The sequence below is a fragment of the Leeuwenhoekiella aestuarii genome (assembly GCF_004104055.1).
In the GTDB taxonomy this organism is placed as follows: Bacteria; Bacteroidota; Bacteroidia; order Flavobacteriales; family Flavobacteriaceae; genus Leeuwenhoekiella; species Leeuwenhoekiella aestuarii.
Map to the genome: position 1 here is coordinate 187362 of NZ_QOVJ01000001.1, position 26572 is coordinate 213933.

General features: G+C 37.5%; 24 protein-coding genes. 8 read left to right on the forward strand and 16 right to left on the reverse strand.

The features are described 5' to 3' along the window. The first annotated feature begins 29 nt into the window (after window positions 1–29). Entirely contained in the window at window positions 30–998 is a 969-nt protein-coding gene (gene arsM, locus DSM03_RS00845; protein ID WP_128761486.1) for an arsenosugar biosynthesis arsenite methyltransferase ArsM, read from the forward strand. A gap of 110 nt (window positions 999–1108) precedes the next feature. On the opposite strand, the gene era is transcribed toward arsM, so the two are convergent. The 8 genes from era to DSM03_RS00885 all read right to left on the reverse strand — a co-directional run bounded on the left by era (window position 1109) and on the right by DSM03_RS00885 (window position 8975). Beyond that, entirely contained in the window at window positions 1109–2041 is a 933-nt protein-coding gene (era, locus tag DSM03_RS00850) for a GTPase Era (protein WP_128761487.1), read from the reverse strand. A gap of 176 nt (window positions 2042–2217) precedes the next feature. Further along, a complete protein-coding gene (locus DSM03_RS00855) occupies window positions 2218–2970 on the reverse strand; it encodes a head GIN domain-containing protein (RefSeq protein WP_128761488.1) in 753 nt (250 codons plus the stop codon). Between the two features lie 53 nt (window positions 2971–3023). Continuing rightward, window positions 3024–4205 carry a TlpA family protein disulfide reductase gene (locus DSM03_RS00860; protein ID WP_128761489.1) on the reverse strand — a complete coding sequence of 394 codons (1182 nt, stop codon included), beginning with the start codon at window positions 4203–4205 and terminating at the stop codon, window positions 3024–3026. 130 nt (window positions 4206–4335) lie between these two features. Then, window positions 4336–5556, reverse strand: coding sequence for a tetratricopeptide repeat protein (locus DSM03_RS00865; RefSeq protein ID WP_128761490.1), 1221 nt, complete (start codon window positions 5554–5556; stop codon window positions 4336–4338). Window positions 5557–5565: 9 nt separating this feature from the next. Then, window positions 5566–6198 carry an energy transducer TonB gene (locus DSM03_RS00870; RefSeq protein WP_128761491.1) on the reverse strand — a complete coding sequence of 211 codons (633 nt, stop codon included), beginning with the start codon at window positions 6196–6198 and terminating at the stop codon, window positions 5566–5568. 11 nt (window positions 6199–6209) lie between these two features. Then, the gene (locus DSM03_RS00875) at window positions 6210–7652 is read right to left on the reverse strand and encodes a M56 family metallopeptidase (RefSeq protein WP_128761492.1); all 1443 of its coding nucleotides are present in this window, start codon (window positions 7650–7652) and stop codon (window positions 6210–6212) included. A 2-nt stretch (window positions 7653–7654) separates the two neighbouring features. Next, entirely contained in the window at window positions 7655–8014 is a 360-nt protein-coding gene (locus DSM03_RS00880; protein WP_128761493.1) for a BlaI/MecI/CopY family transcriptional regulator, read from the reverse strand. 163 nt (window positions 8015–8177) lie between these two features. Further along, complete coding sequence (locus DSM03_RS00885) at window positions 8178–8975, reverse strand: DUF2797 domain-containing protein (protein WP_128761494.1); 798 nt, start codon at window positions 8973–8975, stop codon at window positions 8178–8180. Window positions 8976–9164: 189 nt separating this feature from the next. Here DSM03_RS00885 and DSM03_RS00890 point away from each other — a divergent pair, with 189 nt between their 5' ends. Continuing rightward, a complete protein-coding gene (locus tag DSM03_RS00890) occupies window positions 9165–10694 on the forward strand; it encodes a GH3 auxin-responsive promoter family protein (protein ID WP_128761495.1) in 1530 nt (509 codons plus the stop codon). 541 nt (window positions 10695–11235) lie between these two features. Here DSM03_RS00890 and clpX read toward each other — a convergent pair. The 8 genes from clpX to DSM03_RS00930 all read right to left on the reverse strand — a co-directional run bounded on the left by clpX (window position 11236) and on the right by DSM03_RS00930 (window position 19888). After that, on the reverse strand, window positions 11236–12468 hold the full coding sequence (clpX, locus tag DSM03_RS00895) for an ATP-dependent Clp protease ATP-binding subunit ClpX (RefSeq protein WP_128761496.1): 1233 nt from the start codon (window positions 12466–12468) through the stop codon (window positions 11236–11238). A gap of 74 nt (window positions 12469–12542) precedes the next feature. After that, window positions 12543–13217, reverse strand: coding sequence for an ATP-dependent Clp endopeptidase proteolytic subunit ClpP (gene clpP, locus DSM03_RS00900; protein WP_073098839.1), 675 nt, complete (start codon window positions 13215–13217; stop codon window positions 12543–12545). A gap of 152 nt (window positions 13218–13369) precedes the next feature. Then, entirely contained in the window at window positions 13370–14692 is a 1323-nt protein-coding gene (gene tig, locus DSM03_RS00905; protein ID WP_128761497.1) for a trigger factor, read from the reverse strand. A gap of 95 nt (window positions 14693–14787) precedes the next feature. Beyond that, a complete protein-coding gene (locus tag DSM03_RS00910) occupies window positions 14788–15129 on the reverse strand; it encodes a phage holin family protein (protein ID WP_128761498.1) in 342 nt (113 codons plus the stop codon). A 234-nt stretch (window positions 15130–15363) separates the two neighbouring features. Then, on the reverse strand, window positions 15364–16854 hold the full coding sequence (locus DSM03_RS00915) for an SGNH/GDSL hydrolase family protein (protein WP_128761499.1): 1491 nt from the start codon (window positions 16852–16854) through the stop codon (window positions 15364–15366). Between the two features lie 14 nt (window positions 16855–16868). After that, complete coding sequence (locus tag DSM03_RS00920; protein ID WP_128761500.1) at window positions 16869–18131, reverse strand: OmpP1/FadL family transporter; 1263 nt, start codon at window positions 18129–18131, stop codon at window positions 16869–16871. Between the two features lie 271 nt (window positions 18132–18402). Next, window positions 18403–19173, reverse strand: a complete 771-nt coding sequence (locus tag DSM03_RS00925; protein ID WP_128761501.1) for an alpha/beta fold hydrolase — start codon at window positions 19171–19173, stop codon at window positions 18403–18405. Window position 19174: 1 nt separating this feature from the next. Next, window positions 19175–19888, reverse strand: coding sequence for a pyridoxine 5'-phosphate synthase (locus tag DSM03_RS00930; RefSeq protein WP_128761502.1), 714 nt, complete (start codon window positions 19886–19888; stop codon window positions 19175–19177). Window positions 19889–19974: 86 nt separating this feature from the next. Between DSM03_RS00930 and DSM03_RS00935 the strand changes: the two genes are divergently transcribed. The 6 genes from DSM03_RS00935 (at window position 19975) to DSM03_RS00960 (ending at window position 26526) form a co-directional block, all read left to right on the forward strand. Next, on the forward strand, window positions 19975–20637 hold the full coding sequence (locus DSM03_RS00935; RefSeq protein ID WP_128761503.1) for a CBS domain-containing protein: 663 nt from the start codon (window positions 19975–19977) through the stop codon (window positions 20635–20637). Between the two features lie 19 nt (window positions 20638–20656). Then, the gene (locus DSM03_RS00940; protein ID WP_128761504.1) at window positions 20657–21541 is read left to right on the forward strand and encodes an NAD kinase; all 885 of its coding nucleotides are present in this window, start codon (window positions 20657–20659) and stop codon (window positions 21539–21541) included. Window positions 21542–21640: 99 nt separating this feature from the next. Then, complete coding sequence (porG, locus tag DSM03_RS00945; RefSeq protein ID WP_128761505.1) at window positions 21641–22333, forward strand: type IX secretion system protein PorG; 693 nt, start codon at window positions 21641–21643, stop codon at window positions 22331–22333. Between the two features lie 9 nt (window positions 22334–22342). Then, window positions 22343–23083, forward strand: a complete 741-nt coding sequence (locus DSM03_RS00950) for an isoprenyl transferase (protein ID WP_128761506.1) — start codon at window positions 22343–22345, stop codon at window positions 23081–23083. A 4-nt stretch (window positions 23084–23087) separates the two neighbouring features. Further along, entirely contained in the window at window positions 23088–25685 is a 2598-nt protein-coding gene (bamA, locus tag DSM03_RS00955) for an outer membrane protein assembly factor BamA (RefSeq protein WP_201740389.1), read from the forward strand. A 34-nt stretch (window positions 25686–25719) separates the two neighbouring features. Then, window positions 25720–26526: an OmpH/Skp family outer membrane protein gene (locus DSM03_RS00960; RefSeq protein WP_128761508.1), complete on the forward strand. Its 807-nt coding sequence runs from the start codon at window positions 25720–25722 to the stop codon at window positions 26524–26526. Window positions 26527–26572: the final 46 nt, after the last annotated feature.

Genomic DNA, 26572 nt, shown 5'->3' on the forward strand with positions numbered 1-26572 from the left:
TTTCGGCCGTTTCCTTAAAACATGTATTTATGAGCTATTTAGAGACTACCAAAAATGTGTATCGCGATGCCGCTTTAACTCCAGATGTAGGATTATGCTGCACCACCAACCCGATCTGGGAATTACCGGGTTTAAAAATCCCAAAAATTATGCAGGAGATGAATTACGGTTGCGGAAGCACCGTAAATGCCCGTGACCTTACTAACAATCCTAGGGTTCTCTACGTAGGTGTAGGTGGCGGAATGGAATTGCTGCAGTTTGCCTATTTCTCCCGTCAAAAAAGTGGTGTGGTAGGAGTTGATGTCGTAGATGAAATGCTGGAAGCTTCGCGTAAAAACTTCATCGAGGCCGAAGCTCAAAACTCCTGGTTTAAAAGTGAATTTGTAGACCTCAAAAAAGGAGACGCCTTAAACCTTCCTGTTGAAGACAACAGTATTGATGTGGCTGCACAAAATTGCCTGTTCAATATTTTTAAGACCGAAGAACTCAAGAAAGCTATTGATGAAATGTACCGTGTTTTAAAACCCCACGGAAGGCTGGTTATGAGCGATCCTACCTGTGAGCAGGAGATGAACGAAACGCTGCGTAACGATGAGCGTTTGCGTGCCCTGTGCCTTAGCGGAAGCTTACCCATCAAAGACTATGTAAAAGCATTGACGGATGCCGGTTTTGGAACCATCGAAATACGTGCCCGTAAACCCTACCGTATTTTAGATCCCAAACATTACCCAACAGATGAACTCATCTATATTGAATCTATTGAGGTAGCTGCCATAAAAGACCCGATGCCGGAAGACGGACCTTGTATTTTCACCGGAAAAGCAGCGATTTATTACGGAGAAGCAGATCATTTTGATGATAAAAAAGGACACGTCCTGGTCAAAAATCAGCCGCTTGCGGTTTGTGATAAAACTGCAGGGGCACTAGCCGCTTTAGGTCGTGATGATATTTTTATCAGTGAGAGCACCTTTCATTACGATGGTGGTGGCTGTTGCTAACCGGCTTGCAGCCGGAGGCGAAAACTTAAAAGCCCCGCAGTGCGGGGCTTTTTAAACAGTTAAATCCTGAAAATTCAAGATGATTTATAATTGCCTGAGGCAGTGCCTCTCTATTTCCCATTATACCCAAAGCGACGCAATTCACGTTCGCTACTGCGCCAGTTTTTGTTGACTTTTACGTAGAGTTCCATATGTACTTTTTTACCAAAGAAAATTTCGAGATCCTTACGAGCTTCTACACCTACCCGTTTTAAGGCGGCGCCTTTATGACCGATGATGATTCCTTTCTGGCTGTCGCGCTCTACCATAATGACACTGCGCATTCTAATGATGTTGTCTTCTTCAAAAAACTCTTCGGTATCTATTTCTACCGAGTAGGGAATCTCTTTTTTATAATGCATCAAGATCTTTTCGCGAATGATCTCGTTTACAAAAAAGCGTTCGGGTTTGTCGGTTAGTGCATCTTTAGGATAGAAGGGCGGAGAAACCGGTAAGGCTTCGAGAATGCGATTGAATACTTCGGCTACGCCAAAATTTTCTAAGGCTGAAATCGCAAAAATCTCTGCATTAGGCACCTGCTCTTTCCAGTGTGTACGGGCGGCTTCCAGCAAATCTTCATTACCCCGATCTATTTTATTGATCAGTAATAAGACCGGAATGTCTGTATTTCTGATCTTATTGAAAAAATCTTCGTCTTTCAATTCCTTTTCGCCCAGCTCTACCATATAAATCAGCACATCTGCATCTTCAAAAGCCGACTTTACAAAGTCCATCATAGAAGCTTGCAGTTCGTAAGCGGGTTTAATGATCCCGGGCGTATCGCTCAAAATTGCCTGAAAGTCGTCTCCGTTTACAATACCCAAAATACGATGTCGTGTGGTTTGTGCTTTAGAAGTAATGATCGAGAGACGCTCCCCTACCAATGCATTCATCAAGGTTGATTTACCCACATTAGGATTCCCTATGATGTTTACAAAACCGGCTTTGTGCGGTTTTTCTTCTGATGATTCTTTGCGTAACGGATTGTTATTTGATGCTTCCAAACGGAAAAATTTTGAGGTTTATGCCGCAAAGATACGGTTAAAAATCAGCGCATGGGATTTTCGTCTTCGCGGAATTAAAACTCCTCCGTTTTCGGCTTTGCCAAAAACACCTCCCTCAAAAATGGGAGGAACCTATGAGATTTCCGACTTCGCGGAAATGACCAAAATGCTTCGCGCTATTGGAAAATTAATCGCCCTGTATATGTCTCTTCAACCTCAACAATTGGTGGGCGGTTAACAGAGATCAAATCACCTGTACTCAACACACTTCCGCGCAAGGACTGAATAGGGTTGACAATAACCTTATTGGTCCCACGGTGGTAGATGTTTGCATTTTGGATTAACAAATCTGCTCCTTTAAACCGAATATCACCTTCTAAAAACTCCATGTTTACAGTTTCGGCCGCGCCGGAAATATAGAAATTACTAAGTCCGTTTGCGGTTATGTTGAGTTCGTTTACATCCAACGCTAACCGGAAATCTCCGTCTTTATGATACACATCTTCTTCTTCAAGATCTTCGCTGGTAAGAGTTAAGGAATCATAGGCAAGAACGCCATCACTTTGAACCTCATATCCAGAAGCATTGCGTATTTCAGTTAGATTAGGCGATGTCACATAGACCGTGCTGATGTTGTAATCACGCACCAGGTTGCAGCCGTTCTCATTAAGAACAGTAAGTACACCATCAGTGACGCTTACTTCAATATCATTGATGAGATTTTCTCCTGTTGCAATAACCACTTTTTGTTCTGCTCCTTGTTTTACGATGAGTTGCAAACGCTCTTCAACTACAATCGCAGTAAAATCTTCTACGGGAAATTCGTGCTCGATGCGATCGCCTTCTGCCTGAAAACAGTTGAGCCCTCTTTCTGAATTACACGAAAGCAATAAGATAAAGCTAAACGATAGAAGTAAGTAGTTTTTCACAGCGCAATATTAGGAATGCTAAAAGTAAGCAATCATCCCAAAAATTATTCTTTTTACAAATAGTCTTTTAGTATTTTTTCTATTTTGCTCTGGTCAAATCCGGACTCTAGAAAAACAATATTTCCTTTTTTATCGAGAATCATAAATGTTGGTGCTGAACCTATAGAAAAATTAGCAGCAATCTCTTTGCCTTTGTAAAGTGTGGAATAGTTAATCCCTATTTTAGAAATATACTCCAGTAAGTTTTTTCTCGGATCATTTTCGTGAAATTCAACACCGTACATTAAAAAATCTTCATTTTTATATTTTTCATTCATTGAATTCAATTGCGGTATAGCTTTAACACAAGGCCCACAGAACTTAAACCAAAACTCCAGTAAAACTACTTTTCCTTCGAATGTAGAAAAGTCAATTAATTCGTCGGTTTTTAAATTTGGTATTTTCCAATCTGTGATTTTTCTTTTGCCGATTTCATTTTTATTTCCTTTTAAGTTTGAAGTCATTTTTGCTTGCATACGATTATAATATTCTTCAAACGTGATTTTTTCATAATCAGACGAAAACTGATTTCCAGACCATATGTCTCCATCAACTACATAATTGAAATCTAAATTATCATAAGTACTACTTATGCTACCAGTATCGCCATTTGGCATAATCATTTTTGTGGGTAAATAACTTAACTTATCTACCATTAATAAGTAATTGGACTGAAAATTTGCCTCAGGAAAATACGTTAACGTTAATTTATTAAAATCCAGATAACCATTTTTGAAGCTGAGTTCAAACACATAATTTTTCGAATTATTTATTAGAGTGTCCTTTTTTCTAGAAATCGTAACATTTTTATTTTGTAGCATTTGAGGTAATAATACCTTAATAGAATACAAACTTAAAAGCAAAGGGTTGTTGACATTGGGCTTATTATTTGTAACTATTATTTTTTCATCTGATAGCGACATAATATGCCTCTGACCATCAAAAATTAATTCCATTTCATCTTGTTCAAGATAATATCTTGGAGTCGTTGTTGTATTTCTAAAATCAAAAAATACCGAAGCATCGAATTCTTGAAATGTAACACCACTTTCAATAGACTCATTCTTGGTTTGATAATGAACTGTTTCAATTTTGTTTAATTCGTCTATAGTTGTCATTAAAATTTGACGATCAGATTTTTGACAGTAACCACTTAAGGTAAGTATGAGGGCTGCCAAGCAACTTAATTTCTTCATTGGATTCAGTTGTGTTTTGATTTTATCTAAAAAAGAACTGTATTTAAGTGTGATTTTTTTTAAAGACAATTTTCTCTTTCGAAAGTTGCAAAATTCAACACTGAGAAATTATCAAAAGTATCTCGGCTATTTATTCTTCTTCCTCGCCATCTGCCATAAAGATCTCCCGATTGAGTTTATCGCGGCGTTCCCGGGCCAGCCTTAAAGTAGGATCGTACTTCGCATATTTTCCGTCCTCGTATTTTTTTATGAATTCTTCGTAAAGTTTTAAAACAGTACGGCGGTCTTCATAATAATTATCTGCGACAACAACTTTAGTGTATTCAGCTTTTTTGTTATCAGGATCTTCTTCTAAAGACCGGTTTACATACTTCATCGCATTTTTCCAATCCTTTTTCATCTCGTACGTACGAGAAAGCGTATAATACGCGTCACCCAAAGGGTGGTCTTTATATAGAATTGCCAATAAACCGTGGGTTTCAGCAGCCTTTAGATCTTCTGTAAAATTATATAATTTGGCAAGCGTTGCATGCACATAATCATCTTCTGCTGAAAACTCTAAAGCGCCTAAATACTGTTCTATTGCATCCTCATAACAGCGCTTTTTATAATACAAATTCCCTAGCTTTTCTCTGATAAATTGGGTGTCTTGCCCCAGTTCTAAAAGCTTTTCAAACCATTCGATTCCTTCTTCATTCCATCCTTTATAATAATAACTTTGAGCCAGCGTACTTATAATTTCAACATTTGTAGGGTAACTTTCCAAAGCTTTGAATGCCAATTTTTCGACCATTCCGTATTCTTTTTGCTTTAAATAATGCACCGTAAGTTCTCCAAGCGCTTTTTGATGGGTACTGTCTAAAGCAACAGCTTGTTTATAATCTTCAATATATGGATGATATTTATCTAGTTGTTTTTCAAGAACGCTATCTGCTGACTTTATATTTATATTTTGCGGTCGATTTTCATTGGCCCTACCCCGCTGGTAATAAAAATCCGGGTTGGTATCGTAAACTGAAATCAATTCTGAAAAAACACTGTCTGCCGCTGCAAATTTACGTTTAGTGATGAGTAACTTTCCATACTCGTTCATAGCAATTGCTTCATCAGTGCTGGTTGCGGCTAATTTGTAATTAGCCAAAGCATCATCAAGTGTGCCTTTGGCCTGATGCGCACGTGCCAACTTCAGATAGACTGATTCCTTTTTATTCTTAATCTGCTCATAGTTAGCTATTGCCTTGCTATAGTTTCCCACAGCATACAAACTGTCACCAACGGCCAAAGCCGAAACGTTTTGAGCTTCGGCCCGGCTGGCTAGTACTAAAAATACAACTAGATAAAAACTTCGCATGTATTCTTTTTAAGGTTTTACATCATAAATTATAGGTTGTGTATACAGCGCTGCCATGGGCTTACCCTTGTGTTTACCGGGTTTCATTTGTGGTAAACTTTCTAACAAATGTTTAGCTTCAGCACTTAAGGCCTTATTAGAATCATTTCTGATTTTCACATCTTGAATGTTTCCTTGGGTGTCAATTAAAAAGCTGGCTGTCATTTCATAACGACCGCGTACCTTAGAATTCTTATATACTTCCGGATTAAAATAAGTGTTTACATAAGCTGCGACTGCCTCTTCTGTGCAAGCGCGTCTTAGTTCCATATCCGCATCATCGCACGAATTATAGTAGGGCGGTTCTGTTATGGAATTAAACTCAACCCGATCTCTACCCAAATCATCAAAGTCAAAAGAATTATTGGGATCACCCGCTTTGATGAAAGGTTTAAAAGCTTTATTTGTGACCAGTTCATTTAAACTCTTCAAATGAGCTTGCTCTTTCTGAGTTAATTCTGATTTTGCTGCTAATGTTGCTTCAAGATCGGCTACTTTTTCTTCAAAAGAAAGCTGAGCAATATCTTTCTTCTCAGATTCTGAAGCGCAAGAAAGGATAGCACAAATAAAGCTTAAACCAACTATTTTACTAACTAATCTCATCTTCTCGAATTTTAGTTTGTTTGAAATACAATCGGAAGCGAATACAGTACGCCTACTTGTTTTCCATTATGTTTCCCTGGGCTTAACTGTGGTAATTGACTTATCACACGTTCTGCCTCTCTTGCCAATTCAGGCGCTTTGGCTCTTGATTCTATATCTACGATCTTACCATTTTCGTTTATTCGAAATCTTGTATAGATTCTTTGTATCCCTTTCAACCCTAACTCTTTCCCTAATTTGGTATTAAAATTTCTATTTACATATTGAGAAACGTGTTCAGACATACATTTTTTACGTTCCTCATTGGTATTCAAACTTTCACACCCAGGGAAAACAGGAACCTCCTCAATAACTGCGAAAGGAACATTTTCAAGTTCTTGATCATTTATATTAAATTCTGACACTTCTATTATCTCTTCACGTACTATTGGTGGCGGAGGTGGTGGTGGCAATGCACCTTCTGTTTTTTTAATTGCTTTATCAAAAAGACCTCCTACTAGAAGGCGTTCTTCCTCACTTATTTCTTCTTTTGAATCAATAATAGCCTCAAGTTCTGCAACTTGTTCTTCTAATGTAAGAGCTGTATTATTCTGAGCGACTTCATTGTCATCAGTACAGCCCACATAAGTCAGAATTCCGGCTATCATGGGAATAAGGATTAAATATTTGAGTCCGGCTCTGTGTTTACTTTGTTTTTGTAACATAACTATTCGTTTTTTGATTAATGAATGATTGAAAAATGTATTGATAAAAGAAATCTCCTGCGTACCAAAAGCGGTATTGAGCAACTGATTGTAATACGATTTCTTTTCGGTCTTTTTAGTAGCCTGAGCATCGGCAATAAACTCATGCAACTCGGCTACTTTATTCTGATAGATATACACCAGTGGATTAAACCAGAATACCACACGCAGCATTTCAAAAATGAATAGGTCAACCCCGTGTTTATGCTTTAAATGCACTTCTTCATGCGCCAAAATGTGTGCTTTAGCTTCCGCAGAAATTTTATCTCCTAAGAAAATGGTATTCAAAAAGGTAAATGCAGCATCACTGTTAGGGATCTTGATTATACGATGGTCTGACTTTTGCCTGAACCGAAAGTAGCGTTGAACTTCCTGATATTTTCTAAATAACATTCCCGTGCTAAAGAACACACCCGCTGCATATAACAACAAATAAATACTCCAGTCTGTTTCTTGTTGAATAGGGTCTACAGCAACATTTTGATTTTCTGCAGATACTACGACCTCCGGCAGAAAATAAATATTTTGAGCTATTGGAAGTTGGTTCTGAAAAATTTCAAACTGCATAAAAGGTAACGCAAAAGCAAGTAATGCAGTACTGATCAGATAGACGCGATTGACATTAAAAAATGTCTCTTTACGTAACCAAATCTGGTACACTGCCAGAAACAAGGCCTGAAAAACAATGACTTCGAGTATATACTTTACCATGATTAATCGTCTTTATTAATTTCTTTTAAAATAGACTCCAGTTCGCTGGCACTCATTTCTTTTTTCTTGACGAAAAAAGAAACCATACTCTTAAAACTTCCATTAAAATAATCATTGACCATCTTAGACATCGAAGCACTGCTGTAATCTGATTTTTTCACCAACGGAAAGTAGATATGCCCTCTACCCTCTTTTCTAAATCCTACAAAAGATTTAGTCTCCAAAATTCGGACGATCGTAGATACCGTATTGTAGGCCGGCTTAGGCTCTGGCATTTCGTCAAGAACAGCTGCTACATTAGCTTCTCCCAGATCCCATAGAATCTGCATTACCTCTTCTTCTGCTTTGGTTAATTGTTTCATAATTTTAAACTAGTTAGGGATTAGTAATTGTTTTTGATTCATTCAAATATAACTAATTTATTAGTTAAACTAACAAATTAGTTATGGAAATTTTAAAATAATTTATTTGAGGTGTCAGTTTTATTATCGACAACTCGTTCAATTTAAGTAAATTACGGTAAGTCTAAGCGCCTACAGTAATACTTACTACATATCCTTCAGAATTGCGTACGTTAAAAACCGTACCATCTTCAAATAGCAAATATTGACCTTTTATACCTTTAAGCTTTCCTTGGTATTCTGGTGTTTTTTCCAGATTGAGGCTTTTTAATTTTGTAGGATACTGCAATACCGGGAACTCGATATTGGTTTCCGAATTACTCGCTATATAATACTCTAGTGCTTCTTCTGGGATGTATTGCTTCAGCGCATCGCGTTGCGCAACCAGATCTTCATCTTCAATCTCATTTTTTAGCATTTTACGCCAATTCGTTTTATCGGCTATATGCTCTTTAAGCGCGACTTCAGTAATTCCTGCAAGGTAGCGGTTAGGCACTTCAACAATTTCTATCGCCTCATGCGCCCCCTGATCTATCCATCGTGTAGGTACTTGCGTTTTACGCGTCACTCCTACTTTTACATTACTAGAGTTAGCGAGGTATACAATATGGGGTTGCAACTGTACTTTTTTCTCATATTCCAGATCGCGATCTTCTTCGTCTAGATGTGCTTTACTAAGTTCTGGACGCATAATCCAATCTGCTGCCTGTGGCACTTTATAAAAATCGTCATAACAAAAACCCTGACGGTAAATCTTCTTATTTTTTCCGCAAGCCAGACACTGATATTTTAAAAATTCAATACGTATTTCTTTATCGAGTAACTGATTTACGTGAATAAAATCGTTCTCAAAAACCATATAATATTGAATAGGGTTATCAAGTTCGGTTTGCATTTTTGTAAGTACGCCTTGGTATTGCATAAAATTGAAAGCTATTGAATTGTTTCAGTTAAAAAAACGGTATTTTTAGACCTGCTTTTTTGTTGAAAATGAAATTTTTTAGTCTTAGGTTTTTCTCAAAAACGCAAAATCATTGAGATCAAACTGCCTGAGAAAATAGATTGATTTTGAAATAATCCACCTAAATTAGCACTCAAATATACTAACAAAATGCCGATACCTTTAGTCAATTCTATTGCCAGCTGGTTTCTTAAAAAGAGAATTCATCAGATGGAATTGTTTCTAAAATATCCTCACGATGTTCAAAATGAACTGCTTCTAAAATTGGTTCAAAAAGCTAAAAATACCGAGATCGGTAAAAAAAACGGCTTTAAAGACATTCGCAGTTATAAAGATTTTGCAGAGCAAGTACCGGTTAGTAATTATGAAGCTTCTCACGATCTTATAGAACGCGCTAGACGCGGTGAGAACAACATCTTCTGGCCTTCACCCGTAAAACTCTTTGCACAAAGTAGCGGTACTACAAATGCAAAGAGTAAATACATTCCGGTTAGTCCGGAATCTTTAGAAGACTGTCATTATGCAGCCAGTAAAGATTTACTCTGCACCTATTTAAACAACAATCCTGATTCTCAATTATTCACAGGCAAAAGTTTACGCCTGGGCGGCAGCAAACGCTTATATGAAAGCAACGGTACTTCTTATGGAGATCTATCTGCGATCCTGATAGACAATATGCCTTTTTGGGCAGAATTTAGCAGTACTCCGGGTAATGAAGTCTCTTTAATGAGTGATTGGGAAGTCAAAATGCAAGCGATTGTTCAAGAAACCATACAAGAAAAAGTTACGAGTCTTGCCGGCGTTCCCTCCTGGATGTTGGTTTTATTAAACAACACGCTTGAGACCACCGGTAAAGATCATTTATTTGAAATCTGGCCCAATCTGGAAGTATACTTTCATGGCGGTGTGAGCTTTGAACCGTATCGGGATCAGTACCGAAAAATTTTACCCAGACACAACTTTAAGTATTACGAGATCTATAATGCCTCAGAAGGCTTCTTTGCGATTCAAGACAAAAACGGATCGAGTGACCTTTTATTGATGCTGGATTATGGTATTTTTTACGAGTTCATCCCTATGAATTCTTACGGACAACCCGATCAAAAAATCATCCCGCTTTGTGAAGTTGAAAAAGGAAAAAACTATGCGATTGTTATCACTACAAATTCTGGTTTGTGGCGTTACCGTGTAGGCGACACTGTTCGGTTTACATCTATAAATCCATATCGTATTCGTGTAAGTGGCAGAACGAAGCATCACATCAATGCATTTGGTGAAGAGTTGATTATAGAGAATGCAGAACAAGCACTTAAAAAAGCTACTGCACTTACAAATTCTGAGATTGTAGACTATACCGCAGCCCCTATTTTTATGCATGGTAAAGAAAAAGGGGCACATGAGTGGTTTATAGAATTTAAAGAGCTTCCTGCAGATAAAGAAGAATTTGACAGATTGTTTGACAAAGCACTTCAAGAGATCAACAGTGATTATGAAGCTAAGCGAAAAAATAATATGACTCTAAACCCACCAACGATTCACTATGCGCGTACCAATCTATTTTACGACTGGTTAAAATCAAAAAATAAGCTGGGCGGACAACATAAAGTACCTCGCCTTAGCAACAGCAGAGAACTTGTTGAAGAATTACTAACTCTAAACAGCTGTTATAAAGAAAGTTAAATTTAAGGTTTTCTTTTCAACGGGTTTTTAAACTCTCTTTAGCTAAAAAATTAGCCTAAATACTCCTCCTTTACTAAATTGATAATAACAAATCACAACTCACAATACTTTCACTCGAAGTTAATAGCTTTGATTCTGGCAACAACTCTAAATACAGGGTTGTTGCCAGAATCAAAGCACCCCTCTTAAAAAATGACTACCTGAGTAACATCGTTAATCTTAGCCCTGAAATAAAAACGGCTTCAGATGACAATCTTCCTACACTAACAGCAACAAAAGCCAATTATTCTTTGCTTCAAATATCAAAGGTGGTTCCTGCGGTTTTGATTTGTATCAGGGTTTTGTGCTAGATGAAATTTAAAATATGACAAAGTAGCATTTTCAAGTCAAGATGGAAAAACAGGATATTTCAGTAGCACTAAAAATTCTTTGAGACAAAATTCAATACCTACGGATTTTCTCAGTAATAAATAACAACCTGTAACAAAAAATCGCCTTACCAAGAGGTAAGACGATCTTAATTTTATCTAACGAATTGATATTAAGAAACTGCTTTTAGCTTTTTAATAGTTGATTTTTCCAACTTAAACTGTGCATATTCTTTATCCACTTTGAATGAACTTAAATCTGAACTTGGCAGATCAAACATCGCATCTGTAAAAATCGCTTCACATAGCGAGCGCAATCCACGAGCTCCTAATTTATATTCTATCGCTTTTTCTACAATATAATCTAGTGCGGGTGAAGTGATCTCAAATTCGATATCATCCATCTCAAACAACTTCTCATATTGTTTTATAATCGCATTTTTAGGCTGCGTTAAGATAGCTCGCAACGTCTCTTTATCAAGAGGATCCATATGTGTAAGAACCGGTAAGCGACCTATGATTTCAGGAATCAACCCAAAATCTTTTAAGTCTTTTGGAATGATGTATTTAAGCAAATTATCACGCTCTATATGCTCATCGCTCATACTAGCGCTAAAACCTACAGCCTGCATATTTAATCGCTTACTGATCACGCGCTCTATACCATCAAAAGCTCCACCGGCGATAAATAAAATATGCTCAGTATTCACTTCTATAAACTTTTGATCAGGATGCTTACGACCACCCTTTGGCGGAACGTTTACAGTAGTTCCTTCAAGAAGCTTTAATAAAGCCTGCTGAACACCTTCTCCACTCACATCACGAGTGATTGATGGATTATCGCCTTTACGAGCAATTTTATCGATCTCATCAATAAATACAATTCCACGCTCAGCTTTCTCCAGATTGTAATCTGCAGCTTGTAATAAACGTGTAAGAATACTCTCTACATCTTCACCCACATAACCGGCTTCGGTAAGAACAGTAGCATCTACAATTGCTAAAGGAACATTAAGCATACGTGCAATAGTCTTTGCCATTAAAGTTTTACCCGTACCGGTCTGCCCTACCATAACGATATTACTTTTTTGAATCTCAATATCGTCATCAGATTCTGGCTGAAGTAAACGCTTGTAGTGATTATAAACCGCTACAGCCATTACTTTCTTGGTAAAATCTTGCCCAATGATATACTCATCTAAGAAATCTTTTATTTCTTTAGGCTTCTTCAGAGTAAGATCACTGTCTAACCCATTTTTATTAAGGTCTTTTGCTTCTTCAAGCACAATACCATGAGCCTGCTCAATACAACGATCACAAATATGTGCATCCAGACCTGCAATAAGCAAACTAGTCTCCGGCTTTTTCCTGCCGCAAAAGGAACATTCTAATTCTTCTTTCGCCATAATTCATTCTAATTTCATTTTGAACACTTGCGTATTCAAAATCTCTTTATTCAACAACCTTGAAGCTGTCTAGACTATTCTCTTGCAAGAATTTCGTCAATCATTCCATATTCTAAAGCTTTGTCAGCTTTCATCCAGTAGTCACGATCACTATCTTCATAAACTTTATCGTAAGTCTGCCCAGAATGTTTTGCTATAATATTGTAAAGCTCTTCTTTTAAAGTAAGAATCTCACGTGCTGTGATCTCTATATCACTTGCTTGTCCTTGAGCACCTCCTAAAGGCTGGTGAATCATCACGCGAGAGTGTGTTAAACCACTACGTTTACCTTTTGCACCTGCACATAGCAGTACGGCACCCATAGATGCAGCCATACCCGTACAAATAGTTGCTACATCTGGCTTGATGAACTGCATGGTATCGTAAATACCTAAACCGGCATACACGCTACCTCCCGGAGAGTTGATGTAAATCTGAATATCTTTTGAAGCATCTGTACTTTCTAAAAACAGCAATTGTGCCTGTACGATGTTTGCCACCTGATCGTTGATACCCGTCCCAAGAAAGATAATACGATCCATCATCAAACGTGAAAACACGTCCATTGCAACGGCGTTCATCTGGCGTTCTTCAATAATATTTGGCGTTAAACCTACAGGATACATGCTACTCATAATTTTATCATAGTACATGCTATTAACACCCTGATCTTTAATCGCGTATTTTTTAAATTCGTCTGCGTAATTCATAGTATTTTTTTCAAATTCTTTAGAGTTGTCCTTACTCTAAAATAAAATTTCAATAAAAAAGGTGTAAAAAACACCTTGATGATTTTTAAGTAAAAAGGCGTTTTAACCGAGAGTTAAAACGCCTTAAAGATACTATATAATTTAGAGAATTACTAGTTGTAAACTTCTTTGACAAACTCGTCAAAAGTCACTTCTTTCTCTTTTAATTTTACATTTTCTTTAAAGAAATCAAGCAATTTTGTATTCATCAATTGCTCAGACAATCTTTTAACTTCATCTTGATTACTCAAGATACGTGCTGCGATACCTTCTAACTCTTCATCTTTAGGATCGTTTTGACCAAACTGAGCCATTTGTCCTTTGATCATTTCTTTAGCGTACGCTTTAATCTCTTCAAAAGTGATTTGCAATTCATTATCAGCGATGATTTTACCCTCAATCAACTGGTAACGCAATCCTTTTTCAGAACGCTCGTATTCTTCAGCAGCTTCTTCAGCAGTCAATTCTTTTTCTCCACTGCGCTGAATCCATTTCTTTAAAAATTCTGCAGGAAGATCAAATTTTGTATTCTCAATAAGTTTTTCAGTTACATCATTAAGCAATTGCTGATCGCTCTGTTGCTTGAATTGACCTTCACCTTCTTCTTTAATCTTATCTTTAAGTTCAGTCACAGAGCTGATCACTCCCGGACCGTATAATTTATCAAAAAGATCCTGATCTAAATCTGCAGGTTCTCTATGATTAACTTCTTCTATTGTAAAAGATACTTCAAGGTTTTTCTCTTGAGCTTCCTCTTCAGAAAGACCTAAGAACGATCTGTAATCTCCAGCCTCCTTAAAAAGACCTTTAGTTGAAACCGTAACGGTATCGCCAACTTTAGCTCCTACAAATGCAGCATTGTTTGCTTTACCTTTAAGTTTTGCTACTTCAAAAGTAGTTTTCTTATCAAACCCTGCCTCTTCATTTACAAAGCTACCAGAAACCTCATCGTCTTTTTCTACTTCCTGCTTGTTGGTAATTTTACCGTATTGTTTTTGAATAGTAGTAATCTGGTTATCTACCATTTTATCGTCAACTACAATGGTGTAGCTTGTAACAGCATCTTTAGGCTTTAAATCAACATCAAATTTAGGTGCCAAACCTAATTCAAATTCGAAAGAATAATCAGCAGCATCCCAATTTAAGTCTTCCTGATCTTTAGGTAGGGGATTCCCTAAAACATCAAGTTTTTCTTCAGTAAGATATTTCTGCAAGCTGTCTTGTAAAAGCTTATTCACCTCATCTACCAAAACCGCTTTCCCATACTGCTTTTGAACAAGCCCCATAGGTACGTGACCTTTTCTAAAACCAGGAATGTTTGCAGACTTTCTATAATCTTTAAGTACTTTTTGCACTTTTTCGCTATAGTCCTCTTTTGCAATATCTACTTTAAGTACTGCATTTAAATCATCAATATTCTCTCGTGTAATATTCATCTTCTAGTGGAATTTTCCTATAAAATTTGGAGTGCAAAAGTACATCTTTTTTAAATCCCTGCAAAGTTTATAATGCTTTGAAATTCAGCAAGCTTCTATTCTTCTTTTATAAGCGCAAATAGCACAGACTGAAATAGCGAAAGTAATAAACTAAAAATCAAGGCCCACCAGATACCATCTACAGCAAAACCACCTACAAAATAATCTGCCATCAATATAATTATCGCATTGATAAACAGTAGAAAAATACCAAAGGTCACTATAGTTATAGGCAATGTAAGAATCACCAGAATAGGCTTTATGATCAATCGTAAAAGCGCCAAAACAATAGCTACAATAAAGGCTGTAAAAAATGAAGTTACTGCCGCACCGGGAAGTAAATAGCACAATAAAATTACTGCAAGGGCAGTAAGCAAGAGTTTGATTAAGGTTTTCATAAGTCCAGATTATTAAAAAATTGGTTTTAAACTAGTTTACACAATTTTGAAAGCTTAGTAAACTACTTCGGGGCAAACCTGTCTGCCGACAAAGACAGAACCGAGAAGCATTAATGAACAATACATTTTATAACGAGAAAAGCCTCAGAGTATTTAGGTCCTGATTATCGAGTAAAAATAAAAAAATCGCTACCAGCAAGTGGTAGCGATTTGTATAAAGAAAACTTAAGATTTTTAATTACTGATATTTACCGTTCCATAACTACCAATATTAACCTTAGGAATTGTAGAACCGTATGTTGTATTAATAGCGCCGATTGCTTGATTTGCCAAATATGCATATCCACGAGGTGTAGGATGTACACCGTCTAAAGAAAATGCACCGCCAGTCGCAAAAGTTGAAGTCAATGTTCCTGCATCAAAGGAGATCCCTGTATCTGCCAACTGATTTAATATAGCTCGAGAATCAACAAAAGCTAAACCATTTGCTTGTGTCAGGCCTTGAATTGTTGCATTATAAGATGCCTGTGCAGTTGCTATTAGCGCCTGCTCTTCAGGAATCAAAACATCTGCATCCCCTAAAGCTACTCCTACTCCAATTACAGAACTTGGATTGCCCGGATCTGCTAGCGTCCCTAACTTACTTGAAGTTGTAAGCAATAGTAAATCTGCTGCTGTTGCCTGTCTTATATTTGGCAATGTTCCACCAGCAGGATTTGGCAATGTAGTTAGGGTTTCGTCTTCAATCACTACAGCATTTTGACCTTCTTGAAAATTAATAGTACGTGCATCACGCTCTTCAGCAGTAATAAGTCCTAACGCAGCGTATTGTGCTAACCCTCCATTGTATTGCGCATAAGCCTGATTAACACCAGCTGCAGTAGTTGCATCTAAAGGAATTGCATTAAATGGCACTGTTGTAAAAAACGGAATCGATGTCACATCGGGTATATTAAAAACAACTCCACCTGTAGCAGAAGCCATTAATGCTTGAATTTCCGAATTGTAAACACTTGCAAAGACATTAGGGTCTGTGATATCATTAGCTCCATACGTCGAAGGATCCAAATTTCCGGTCTGATCAACACCCGTTCCTCCACTTGTCGCAAAACTTAAAATATCATTATTACCAATCCATAACGAGAAGAACGTAGGATTTTGAGCCGCTGCATCGCTTATAACTGTTGCATCTGTGGCCGAAGCAAAACGCACAAAATAAGGGTTCGAAGCACCCGTTGCTACCCCTGCAATATTTCCATAACCCGGTGCTACCAAATGAAAACTTTTAGCTCCCGGCACCCCCATATTATTAAAAGGACCAGAAAGCACATTGGTAATATCGGTAGTAGCTGTACCTTCTAAACGGACTGGCCCCGGATTTCCATCAGCATCTAATGCTAACACAAACCGATTCGGTTGAATTTGAGTACCTCCAGCCAATAGACCACCTGTGTTATCATCTACTAAAGGCTGCGTAAATTCACCACCACCAGCTAAAGCAAACTGTCCGGCTAAAATTTTAGGAAAACTATTTTGTTGACCGGTAATGTACAATGCCCCATCAGCATAACCGGAAGTCAGCGAGTTACCGACAGCAACAAAAGTCGAAAAGTCTGCAGAACCACTACTATACACACCACCATCTTCAATAGGATTGTCTAATTCAGCTTCACAAGCAGTTAAAAGCACGGCTGACAAAGCCATATATTTAATATAATTTTTCATCGTCTAGCTCTTTTTTAAAGTTTATAAGTCAACCCAATTCCAGGAACAAATGCACTTGATTTATAGGTCCCTCCAAAAGATGACCCATCATCTACATAGTCATAAGACTCATTAATTTCTTTAAATCTTACATATAGAAAAGAAGCATCTATTGCAAAACTATCTGAAATCACATAAGACAAACCTGCCGTAAAACCGTTACTATCGTTACGTGGGGTTTCCGGAGCAAAATAACCGGACTGTACTGGTGATTCGTCAAAATAATAACCTGCACGCAACATGATTCGCTCACTTGCAGAATATCCAAACCCAACTTTATAAATTGAAGAGTTCTTATAATTACGAGGATTTATAGATTCCTGACCATTACTAAAAACGATATCTAAATCTTCATAAACATCCCAGAATGTACGCGTATAATCAAAGTTAACCACCCATTTATCTTTACTATAAGATCCACCAACAGTAAGTTCTGCAGGCAGAGGTAGTGATGCTGTAAAGCCAGTTGTTCCATTAGAAGGAATGGTTGTCGTACCCACTGTTATTGGCGCTCCACTATCATTAGGGAAGTTTGCAAAAGTTGCAGTACCGTCTTTAGATTCTAAAATAATTTCTGAACGGTAATTAGCGCCCAAGGTAAAATCTTCTGTCACTTTAAACATTGCCCCTACTGAATACCCCCAGTTTGTAACACCACTATCATCTATTGTTACATTAGAACGATTGCCTTCAAGATCTGTCAAAAACCGATTAGCATTTCTATTGAAGTTCACATTACCCGTAACGAAGATTGGCCCACCACCTACACTAAACTTATCGCTGATTTTAAAAGAAACTAAGGGTTGAATAAAGATCGCAGCAAGTTCTATATTATTTACTAAATGTGAACCTGCCCAATCTGTTGGCCATTCCACTGTACTTCCGTAAGGTGTATAAACCGCCAAGCCTAGACTTATATTTTCATTTAATGCGTAAGAACCATACAAGTAAAAGGGTGTACTCATTGGACTATCTGTCTGAGCATACTGCCCTGTTCCTTCATTTTGCCAAGCTACACTTGAAAAAACGCCAAAACCACCTGCCGAAGCATTGATCTTATTTTCTAAAAACACTAAACCAGCCGGGTTAAAAAATGCCAGTTCGGCACTATTAACATAAGCCACACCGGTATGTCCCATTGCCAGGGCTCTTTGTCCCTGAAGTCCAACTCTATAACCTCCCGCAAACGTTATCGCAGAAGCTAATAAGAATAAAGACGTAACTAAAACTCTCTTCATACTCTAAAAGGGGATAAAATTATAATTTAATAATTGAGGTTGAATTTTTTAAGAATACATCAAAAATAGAGCTTATTTATTGTGCATGCATAATAAATTTCACTAACAATGTTATAAAAATTTATTGAGTCTCCGTGAGATTTATATCGATTTTATGATTACAAATCAACTAATTCGATTAAGCCACTATGCTGGTTGAGCTATTTTTTTAATTCTTAATTATATATTATTTAAGAAGCGAATATAACTTTTCAACGGATATAACCGCAGATTAACCTAGAAATTTCATCACTTCCGCGTAAAAATCCTTAGGATTCTCCGCGTGTAACCAGTGCCCTGAATCTGGAATACCGATCACCTCTGAATTAGGAAAATGTGCCTGAATTAGCGCTGTGTCTTCTTTAGTTATGTAATCAGACTTAAGCCCGTTTAAAAATAGAGTTTCACCTTCGTAAACAGTTTGGGTTGGCAGCCCTTCCCCAATAGCTTCAACTTTACTCGTAAGCACCGGGAGATTTACACGTAGCGCCAAGGTTTTATCTTTTTGCCAATACAGGTTCTTCAGTAAAAATTGTCGCGTACCCCAATCTGAAATATACTTTTCCAAAAAAGCATCAGCATCTCCGCGTGATTTTCTGGCTTCTTCATTTTCTGATAAAGCATTTAAGCCTTCTAAAATAGTCTGATGATGTGGTGCATAATATTTAGGCGCAATATCAGCTATGATGAGTTTTCCTAGCAACTCCGGGTAGCGCATTGCAAAAAGCATTGCAGTTTTACCCCCCATGGAGTGGCCTAACAAAATAATATCTGTTAACTCGTGCTCATCACAATAAGCCTTTAAGTCATCAGCTAAAACCTCATAATTAAACGTGTCACTATGAAAACTGCGGCCGTGATTGCGCTGATCCACAAGATGCATCTCATAGCCAGATTCAGCGACTTGATTAGCTAAAGTTTTCCAATTATCTCCCATTCCTAAGAATCCATGTAAAATTACAAATGGCTTCCCAGAACCTGTTATGCTGCTGTGTAAAATCATATTAAGATAAAGCTTCTAAGTAAGACTGTATTGTTTTCTCCAGACCATCATACAACGCTTCTGCAATAAGTGCGTGACCTATAGAAACTTCTAAAAGCCCCGGTAAACTATCCGCAAAAAACTTTACATTCTCTAATGACAAATCGTGCCCAGCATTTAGACCTAGATCAAGATCCTGAGCCAAAAGAGCTGCCTCAACATAAGGTTTCACAGCATTAGGATGCCCCTCTTTAAAACCTACAGCAAAAGCTTCGGTATACAATTCTATACGGTCTGTACCTGTTTCTTTTGCACCTTTGATCATTTCTGCTACCGGATCTACAAATATTGAAGTACGAATCCCTTTCGATTTAAATTCTGCTATAACTTCTTTTAAAAAAGCTCGGTTTTTAATCGTGTCCCAACCCGCATTTGAAGTAATTGCATCTACAGAATCTGGAACCAAAGTAACCTGAGCAGGTTGTACTTCTAAAATCAGATTTATAAACTTCTCTACCGGATTCCCTTCTATGTTTAATTCTGTTTTTACGATAGTTTTTAAATCCCGTGCATCCTGATAACGTATGTGACGCTCATCTGGTCTGGGATGAATGGTAATTCCCTGCGCTCCAAAAGATTCTATATCTTTTACTGTTTTTACCAAGTCAGGAACATTACCACCTCTGGCGTTACGTAATGTTGCGATCTTATTAACATTTACACTTAATTTTGTCATCTCAATAATTGTAACTTTGCTTGCAAAAATACGAAGTAACACAGGCTCTACCCCTACTTTTTTAATTAAATTGCATCAAACAAGCTATGAAAATCACTGACTACATCATAAAAGACATTGATCCGCTTGACGAGCAATTGCTGATGGGCGATGCTCAAGACCTTTTTTCTCAAACCACATATTCTCACGTTCCTATTTTAAGAGACAATACCTATGTAGGTTGTTTAAACGAGAGCGATGTGCATTGTCACGCTTCTGAAGAAATCATTGCAGACAATAGCCATATGTATGAAGTTTTCTTTGTGCGTACCGATACGAATTGGCTTAATGTCATTGAAGCTTTTGCTCAAAACAATGCCAATATCATGCCGGTTCTTGATGAAGAAACTGCTAATTACCTAGGCTACTATGAGCTGGCAGACGTGATGACCTATTTTAACAACACTCCCTTTTTAAATGAAAACGGAAGCATCATTGTCATAGAGCATGGTATACACGATTATAGCTTTAGCGAAGTTTGCCAGATTGTGGAGTCTAATGATGGAAAAATTTTAGGTGCATTCATCTCTCAAATAAAAAACGAAGTTGCGCAGATTTCAGTAAAGATAGGAGCAGACACAAGCTTCAACACTATTCTTCAAGCATTTAGAAGGTATAGCTATGTTATAGCTTCAGAACATCAGGAGGATGCGTTTATAAAAGATTTACAAGAACGTTCGCAATATTTAGACAAATACCTCAACATTTAAGATAGCAAAGTCAACACGTATGAAAGTAGGGATCTACGGTCAATTTTATCACGAAAATTCTGGAAAATATGTTCAGCAATTACTCGACTTGCTTCATCAAAAAGGAGTCGAAGTTATTATTGAAGAAAACTTCTTAAAACTCATTCACGAGAACGAAGACATCAGTAAAACGTATTCGCATTTCAGCACTTTTGAAGAACTTGATAAAAGCTACGATCTATTTTTTAGCATTGGTGGTGACGGTACTATACTTCAAACCGTTACTTACGTCAGAGATCTCGACATACCTATAGTTGGTATAAATACTGGACGCTTAGGATTTCTGGCGACAGTAAATAAGGAGAAACTCGTAAGTTCTGTTGAAGAAATACTTAAAAATAATTACAGCATTACCGAGCGGTCCCTTATAAGTATTAAGACTTCGGCTCCTAATGAAAATTTTGACGACCTCAATTTTGCGCTCAATGAAATTACAGTGAGTAGAAAAAACTCTACTTCGATGATCTCTGTAGAAACTTCCCTGAACGGAGAACGCCTGACCAATTACTGGGCAGATGGACTTATAATTTCTACACCTACTGGTTCAACCGGTTACTCTCTAAGCTGTGGCGGACCGGTAATTATGCCTAAAACCTCCAGCTTTATTTTAACACCTATCGCTCCACATAACTTAAATGCGAGACCTATCGTAGTGCCAGATTCTACAGAAATAAAGCTCAAAGTAAGCGGAAGAGAAGAAGATCATTTAGTCTCTTTAGACTCTCGCATTGCCACACTACCAGTAGAAACCGAGATCACCTTGACAAAAGCCCCCTTCAACATCAAGCTGGTTTTGCTAGAAGAAGATACTTTTTTAACCACCTTACGAAAGAAATTACTTTGGGGCGAAGACAAGCGCAACTAGACAATAAATCCACAGTTATTTTGTTTACCAAAAACACGCTTCATTATTAATAATGAGCAGCTAAACAATATTGTTATATTTGCAAACTTTTAAAAGCCTATGAGAATATTCCTAATCTTCACATTTGCCTTGCTCGCTACCGTTACTGGAATAAGTCAAACTTATGAGGTTGGAGTATATGCAGGCGGTAGTAATTTTATAGGTGATGTAGGTAAATCTAATTATATAGCTCCTAATTCTATTGTCTTTGGCGGTATCGCAAAATGGAATCGCAGCGCAAGACACGCTTTTAGAGCTTCAGTACTTTTTGCTAATCTTGATGCCTCAGACACAGACAACCACGATAGCAGAAGGCAGCAACGTGGTTATGAATTTAGCAGCACGCTAATTGAAGGTTCGCTAGGAATAGAATACAACTTTTGGGATTTTGATATGCATCAAGGCTTTGATAAACCTGCAACTCCTTATTTATATACAGGTTTTACTTACTTTTACCACGATTCTTTTGCGCTTGATCCAGTACAAGATGCGCTCGTAAGTGCAGATTCAGAATGGGACCTAGCAATACCTATGGTTATAGGGCTTAAAGCAATGGTGAATACCAATTTTGTTTTAGCATTAGAACTGGGTGCACGCTATACATTTACAGATAATTTAGATGGAAGCTATCCCGGCACTGCAGATAATAATTATGCCAATTTTGGTAATATAAATAATAATGACTGGTATATGTTTACAGGTTTAACCTTAACCTATACCTTTGGCAGGCAACCGTGTTATTGCGGTTTTTAATTTTTAGAAATGGATTTTTTAAACGAAATAGATCAAGATAAGCTTCCTCAGCATATTGCCGTCATTATGGATGGCAACGGACGCTGGGCTAAAAATCAGGGACTTCTTCGTATCAATGGGCACAAAAAAGGAACCAAAGCCGTACGCGAAACCATTGAAGCTTGCGCAGAATTAGGAGTGCCATTTGTTACTTTATATGCATTCTCTACCGAAAACTGGAATCGTCCAAAGCTTGAAGTAGACACCTTAATGAATCTTCTGGTATCATCCCTTAAAAAAGAAATTAAAACCCTACAAGACAATAACATTTCACTTGCTGCAATTGGAAGCTTAACCAGTCTACCCAGTAAAGCACAGCGAGAACTGCAAGAAGTAATTACAAAAACTAAAGATAATACGCGCTTAAAACTTACTTTAGCGCTCAGTTACGGCTCACGAGAGGAGCTGGTAAAAACTGTTCAGGAAATCAGTGATAAAGTTAAAAAAAACTTAATTTCGCCACATTTAATAAATGAGGCAGTCATTAAGGAGCATTTATACACCCATGATATGCCTGATGTTGATTTACTTATTCGCACAAGCGGAGAACAGCGTATAAGTAATTTTTTATTATGGCAAATAGCATACGCAGAACTGTATTTCACACCTGTGTTATGGCCCGATTTTACAAGAAAACATCTGTACGAAGCAATTTATAATTATCAGAAAAGAGAACGACGATTTGGAAAGACGAGTGAGCAAATTAATTAAGCAGATGCCTAAACAAGCAGGCCTGATACTGGCCTTTTTACTAAGCTGCCTTACCCACACCATTGCAACAGCCCAACAAGATTTACCGGTTTCTAACGGAAAACAGTATGAAATTGGCGAAATATCTGTTGTAGGTGCAAAACAATATAACGAGCAAACGGTAATTGCTTTTACACGTCTAAGGAGTGGGGACCTGGTTTATTTACCAGGTGATCGCATTAGTAATGTAATTAAAAAATTGTGGGACCTAGATTTATTTAGCGACATCAATCTGTATGCTACTATAAATGGCGACAAAGTTGATCTTAAATTTGAGATTGAAGAAGTACCCGAGCTGAACAAGGTTACTATTAACGGCATCAAAGAGAAGAAAGCAAAGGATATCATTAAAGACAACGACCTTAATAAAGGAACGAAGGTAACCGAGAACTTGATCACTAAGACTAAATTTTATATTGAAAATAAATATAAAAAAGAAGGTTATTTAAATTCTAAAGTAACAATCATAACCCGCCCTGCAACTGACACCGTAGAAACTCAAAAGGTTGATATGCTCGTGAATGTTGAGCTTAGTGACCGGGTTAAGATTGAAGATATTGAATTTATAGGCAATGAGCAACTTTCTGACGCGAAGCTTCGCAAGCAGATGAAAAACACAAAACAGAAAAATATCATTCGCTTTTGGAAACGCTCTAAATACATCGCAGAGAATTTTGCAGAAGATAAAGTATCTGTTGTTGACAAATACAAAGAAAATGGTTTTAGAGATGCCAGAATAATTTCTGACACACTCATACACAGTGGCGAAGATTTAATCACACTCAAGCTATACGTAGAAGAAGGGAACAAATATCATATAGGTGATATTGATTTCTTAGGTAACACCGTTTATTCAGATAAAGAGTTAGCACGTCAACTTGGTCTTGAAAAAGGAGACGTTTACAATGGTGTCCTTTTAAAAGAGCGTATTTCTAAAGATGGTGACCCTAATGCTGATGATCTTTCCAACCTTTATAAAAACAGTGGTTACTTATTCTCTACGATCAACCCGGTAGAAACTAAAGTTGAGAATGACACCATTGACTTTGAAATTAGAATTACAGAAGGTAAACTAGCATACTTTGACCGTATTACCATAACCGGTAACGATAAGACAAAAGATCGCGTAATATACCGTAATTTACGTACCAGACCTGGGCAGCGTTACAGCCAGGCTGCAGTACTTCAAACAACACGTGAATTAGGTCAGACTGGTTTCTTTGATCCAGAACAGCTAAATCCTCAGTTCTTAAATGCAAATCCTTATGACGGCACTATTGACATCAACTACGCATTAGTTGAACAAGGTGCAAGCCAAATAGAACTACAAGGTGGTTACGGTGGTGGTGGTTTTGTAGGAACCCTCGGGCTTTCTTTCAACAACTTCTCTATTCAGAATTTATTCAACAAAGACGCTTACCAACCTTTACCTATGGGTGATGGTCAGAAATTTAGCTTAAGAGCGCAAGCCAGTACTTTTTATCAAACGTATAGTGCTTCTTTAACTGAACCGTGGTTGGGTGGTAAAAAACCAGTACAACTTCAATTAAGTTTCTCCCACAGTATACAGTATAGATTTGACTTCAATAATCGCAGCAGAGGAAGACCAGATAAAGATAGTAGGTTTTTAATAACTGGAGGATCTATCGGCCTTGCAAAAAGACTAGAAGTGCCTGACAACTATTTTACCATTTCACATGCTATCAGTTTTCAGCATTTTGACCTTAAGAATTACAATGTTGGACTGTTTACTTTTGGTAACGGTTCATCAGAAAATTTAGCGTATACAGTAGGTATTTCTCGTAACGAGACCGATATCAACCCTATTTTCCCAAGAACAGGATCTAAATTTAGCCTTACGGCTAAACTCACCCCTCCCTACTCCCTTTGGAACGGCACCGATTATAAGGCACTCGCTGATGAGCGTGCTGCAGCATCTATTGAAGCTACTCAAGCTGGTAGAGAACGTGTTGCAGAAATAGACCAGGAGCGTTTCAACTGGCTTGAATATTATAAAGTTAAATTTGAAGGGCAATGGTTCACATCTTTGGTTGGTAAATTTGTATTAAGCTCTAAAGTTGATTTTGGTTTTCTAGGTGCTTATAATAACGACCGGGGTATCCCTCCTTTTGACCGGTTCTACTTAGGAGGTGATGGTTTAGGTGGGTATGCACTAGATGGCCGTGAAGTTATTAGGTTGAGAGGATATCCCAATCAATCTGTACTACCACAAGACCGTAGCCAAACTACAACTAGCTTAGATCGTAATGATGGTGCCACAATTTTTAATAAATTTGAATTTGAATTAAGATATCCTATAACTCTAAAACCATCAGCGTCTATTTATGCGTTAATGTTTGCAGAAGCTGGGGCATCTTTTGACAATTTTAGAAATTACAATCCGTTTTTAATGAACCGATCAGCGGGTGCAGGTGTACGTATTTATATGCCCGCATTTGGTCTATTAGGTATTGATTTTGGCTATGGATTTGATCCAATCCCGGGTACCGTTGGTGGTCCTAATGGATGGGAAACTCACTTTATAATTGGTCAGCAATTTTAATTTGGCACGATATTTTCTAATATCATCATAAACTATGAGAAACTACGTTATAACTCTTTGTATTTCCCTATTCTGTTTTGGGGCATCACAAGCGCAACGTAGTATTCGTTTAGGGTATGTTGATATGAACTATATTTTAGAAAATGTACCAGAATATAAAGAAGCGCAAGCTCAGTTAGATCAGCGAGTAGCAGGCTGGAAAAACGAGATTGAAAAACGGAATAAAGAAATTGATCAAATGAAGAAGACTCTTGACAATGAGCGGGTTTTGCTCACTCAAGAGTTGATCAAGGAGCGGGAAGATGAAATTCGTTTTATGCAAAATGAAATTTTAGAATATCAGCAAAAGCGTTTTGGTCCTGAAGGAGATTTAATGAAGCAGCGCAGCATATTAGTTCAGCCAATTCAAGATCAGGTTTTTAATGCAGTTCAAGAGATTGCTAAAGCACGCCAATATGACTTTGTTTTAGATAGGTCTTCAGAACTAGTGATGCTGTATGCAGATAAAAAACACGACATCAGTGATCAAATATTATTAAGTATTAAACGTTCATCAAAACGCAATCAAATAAATTCGCGAACTGATAAACAGGAATTAGAAGAGACTGAAGCTTTAACATTAGATCAGGTTGAAGAACGCGAAGAGCGAGAAGCTGAAGCTAATGCTAAACAAACTGAAAGAGAACGCTTAATAGCCGAACGCAAAGCAACAAGAGACTCCATACAAGCTGCTAAAAAAGCAGAATTTGAGGCGCGCAGACAGAAACTTTTAGATGAGAGACAGCGCAGAAGAGATTCAATACTAGAAGCGAGACAAAAAATAAAAGACTCAATAAATTAAACCTAAACCTTGCCAATAGGTTATAATTGGCGAATTAAAACTTAAA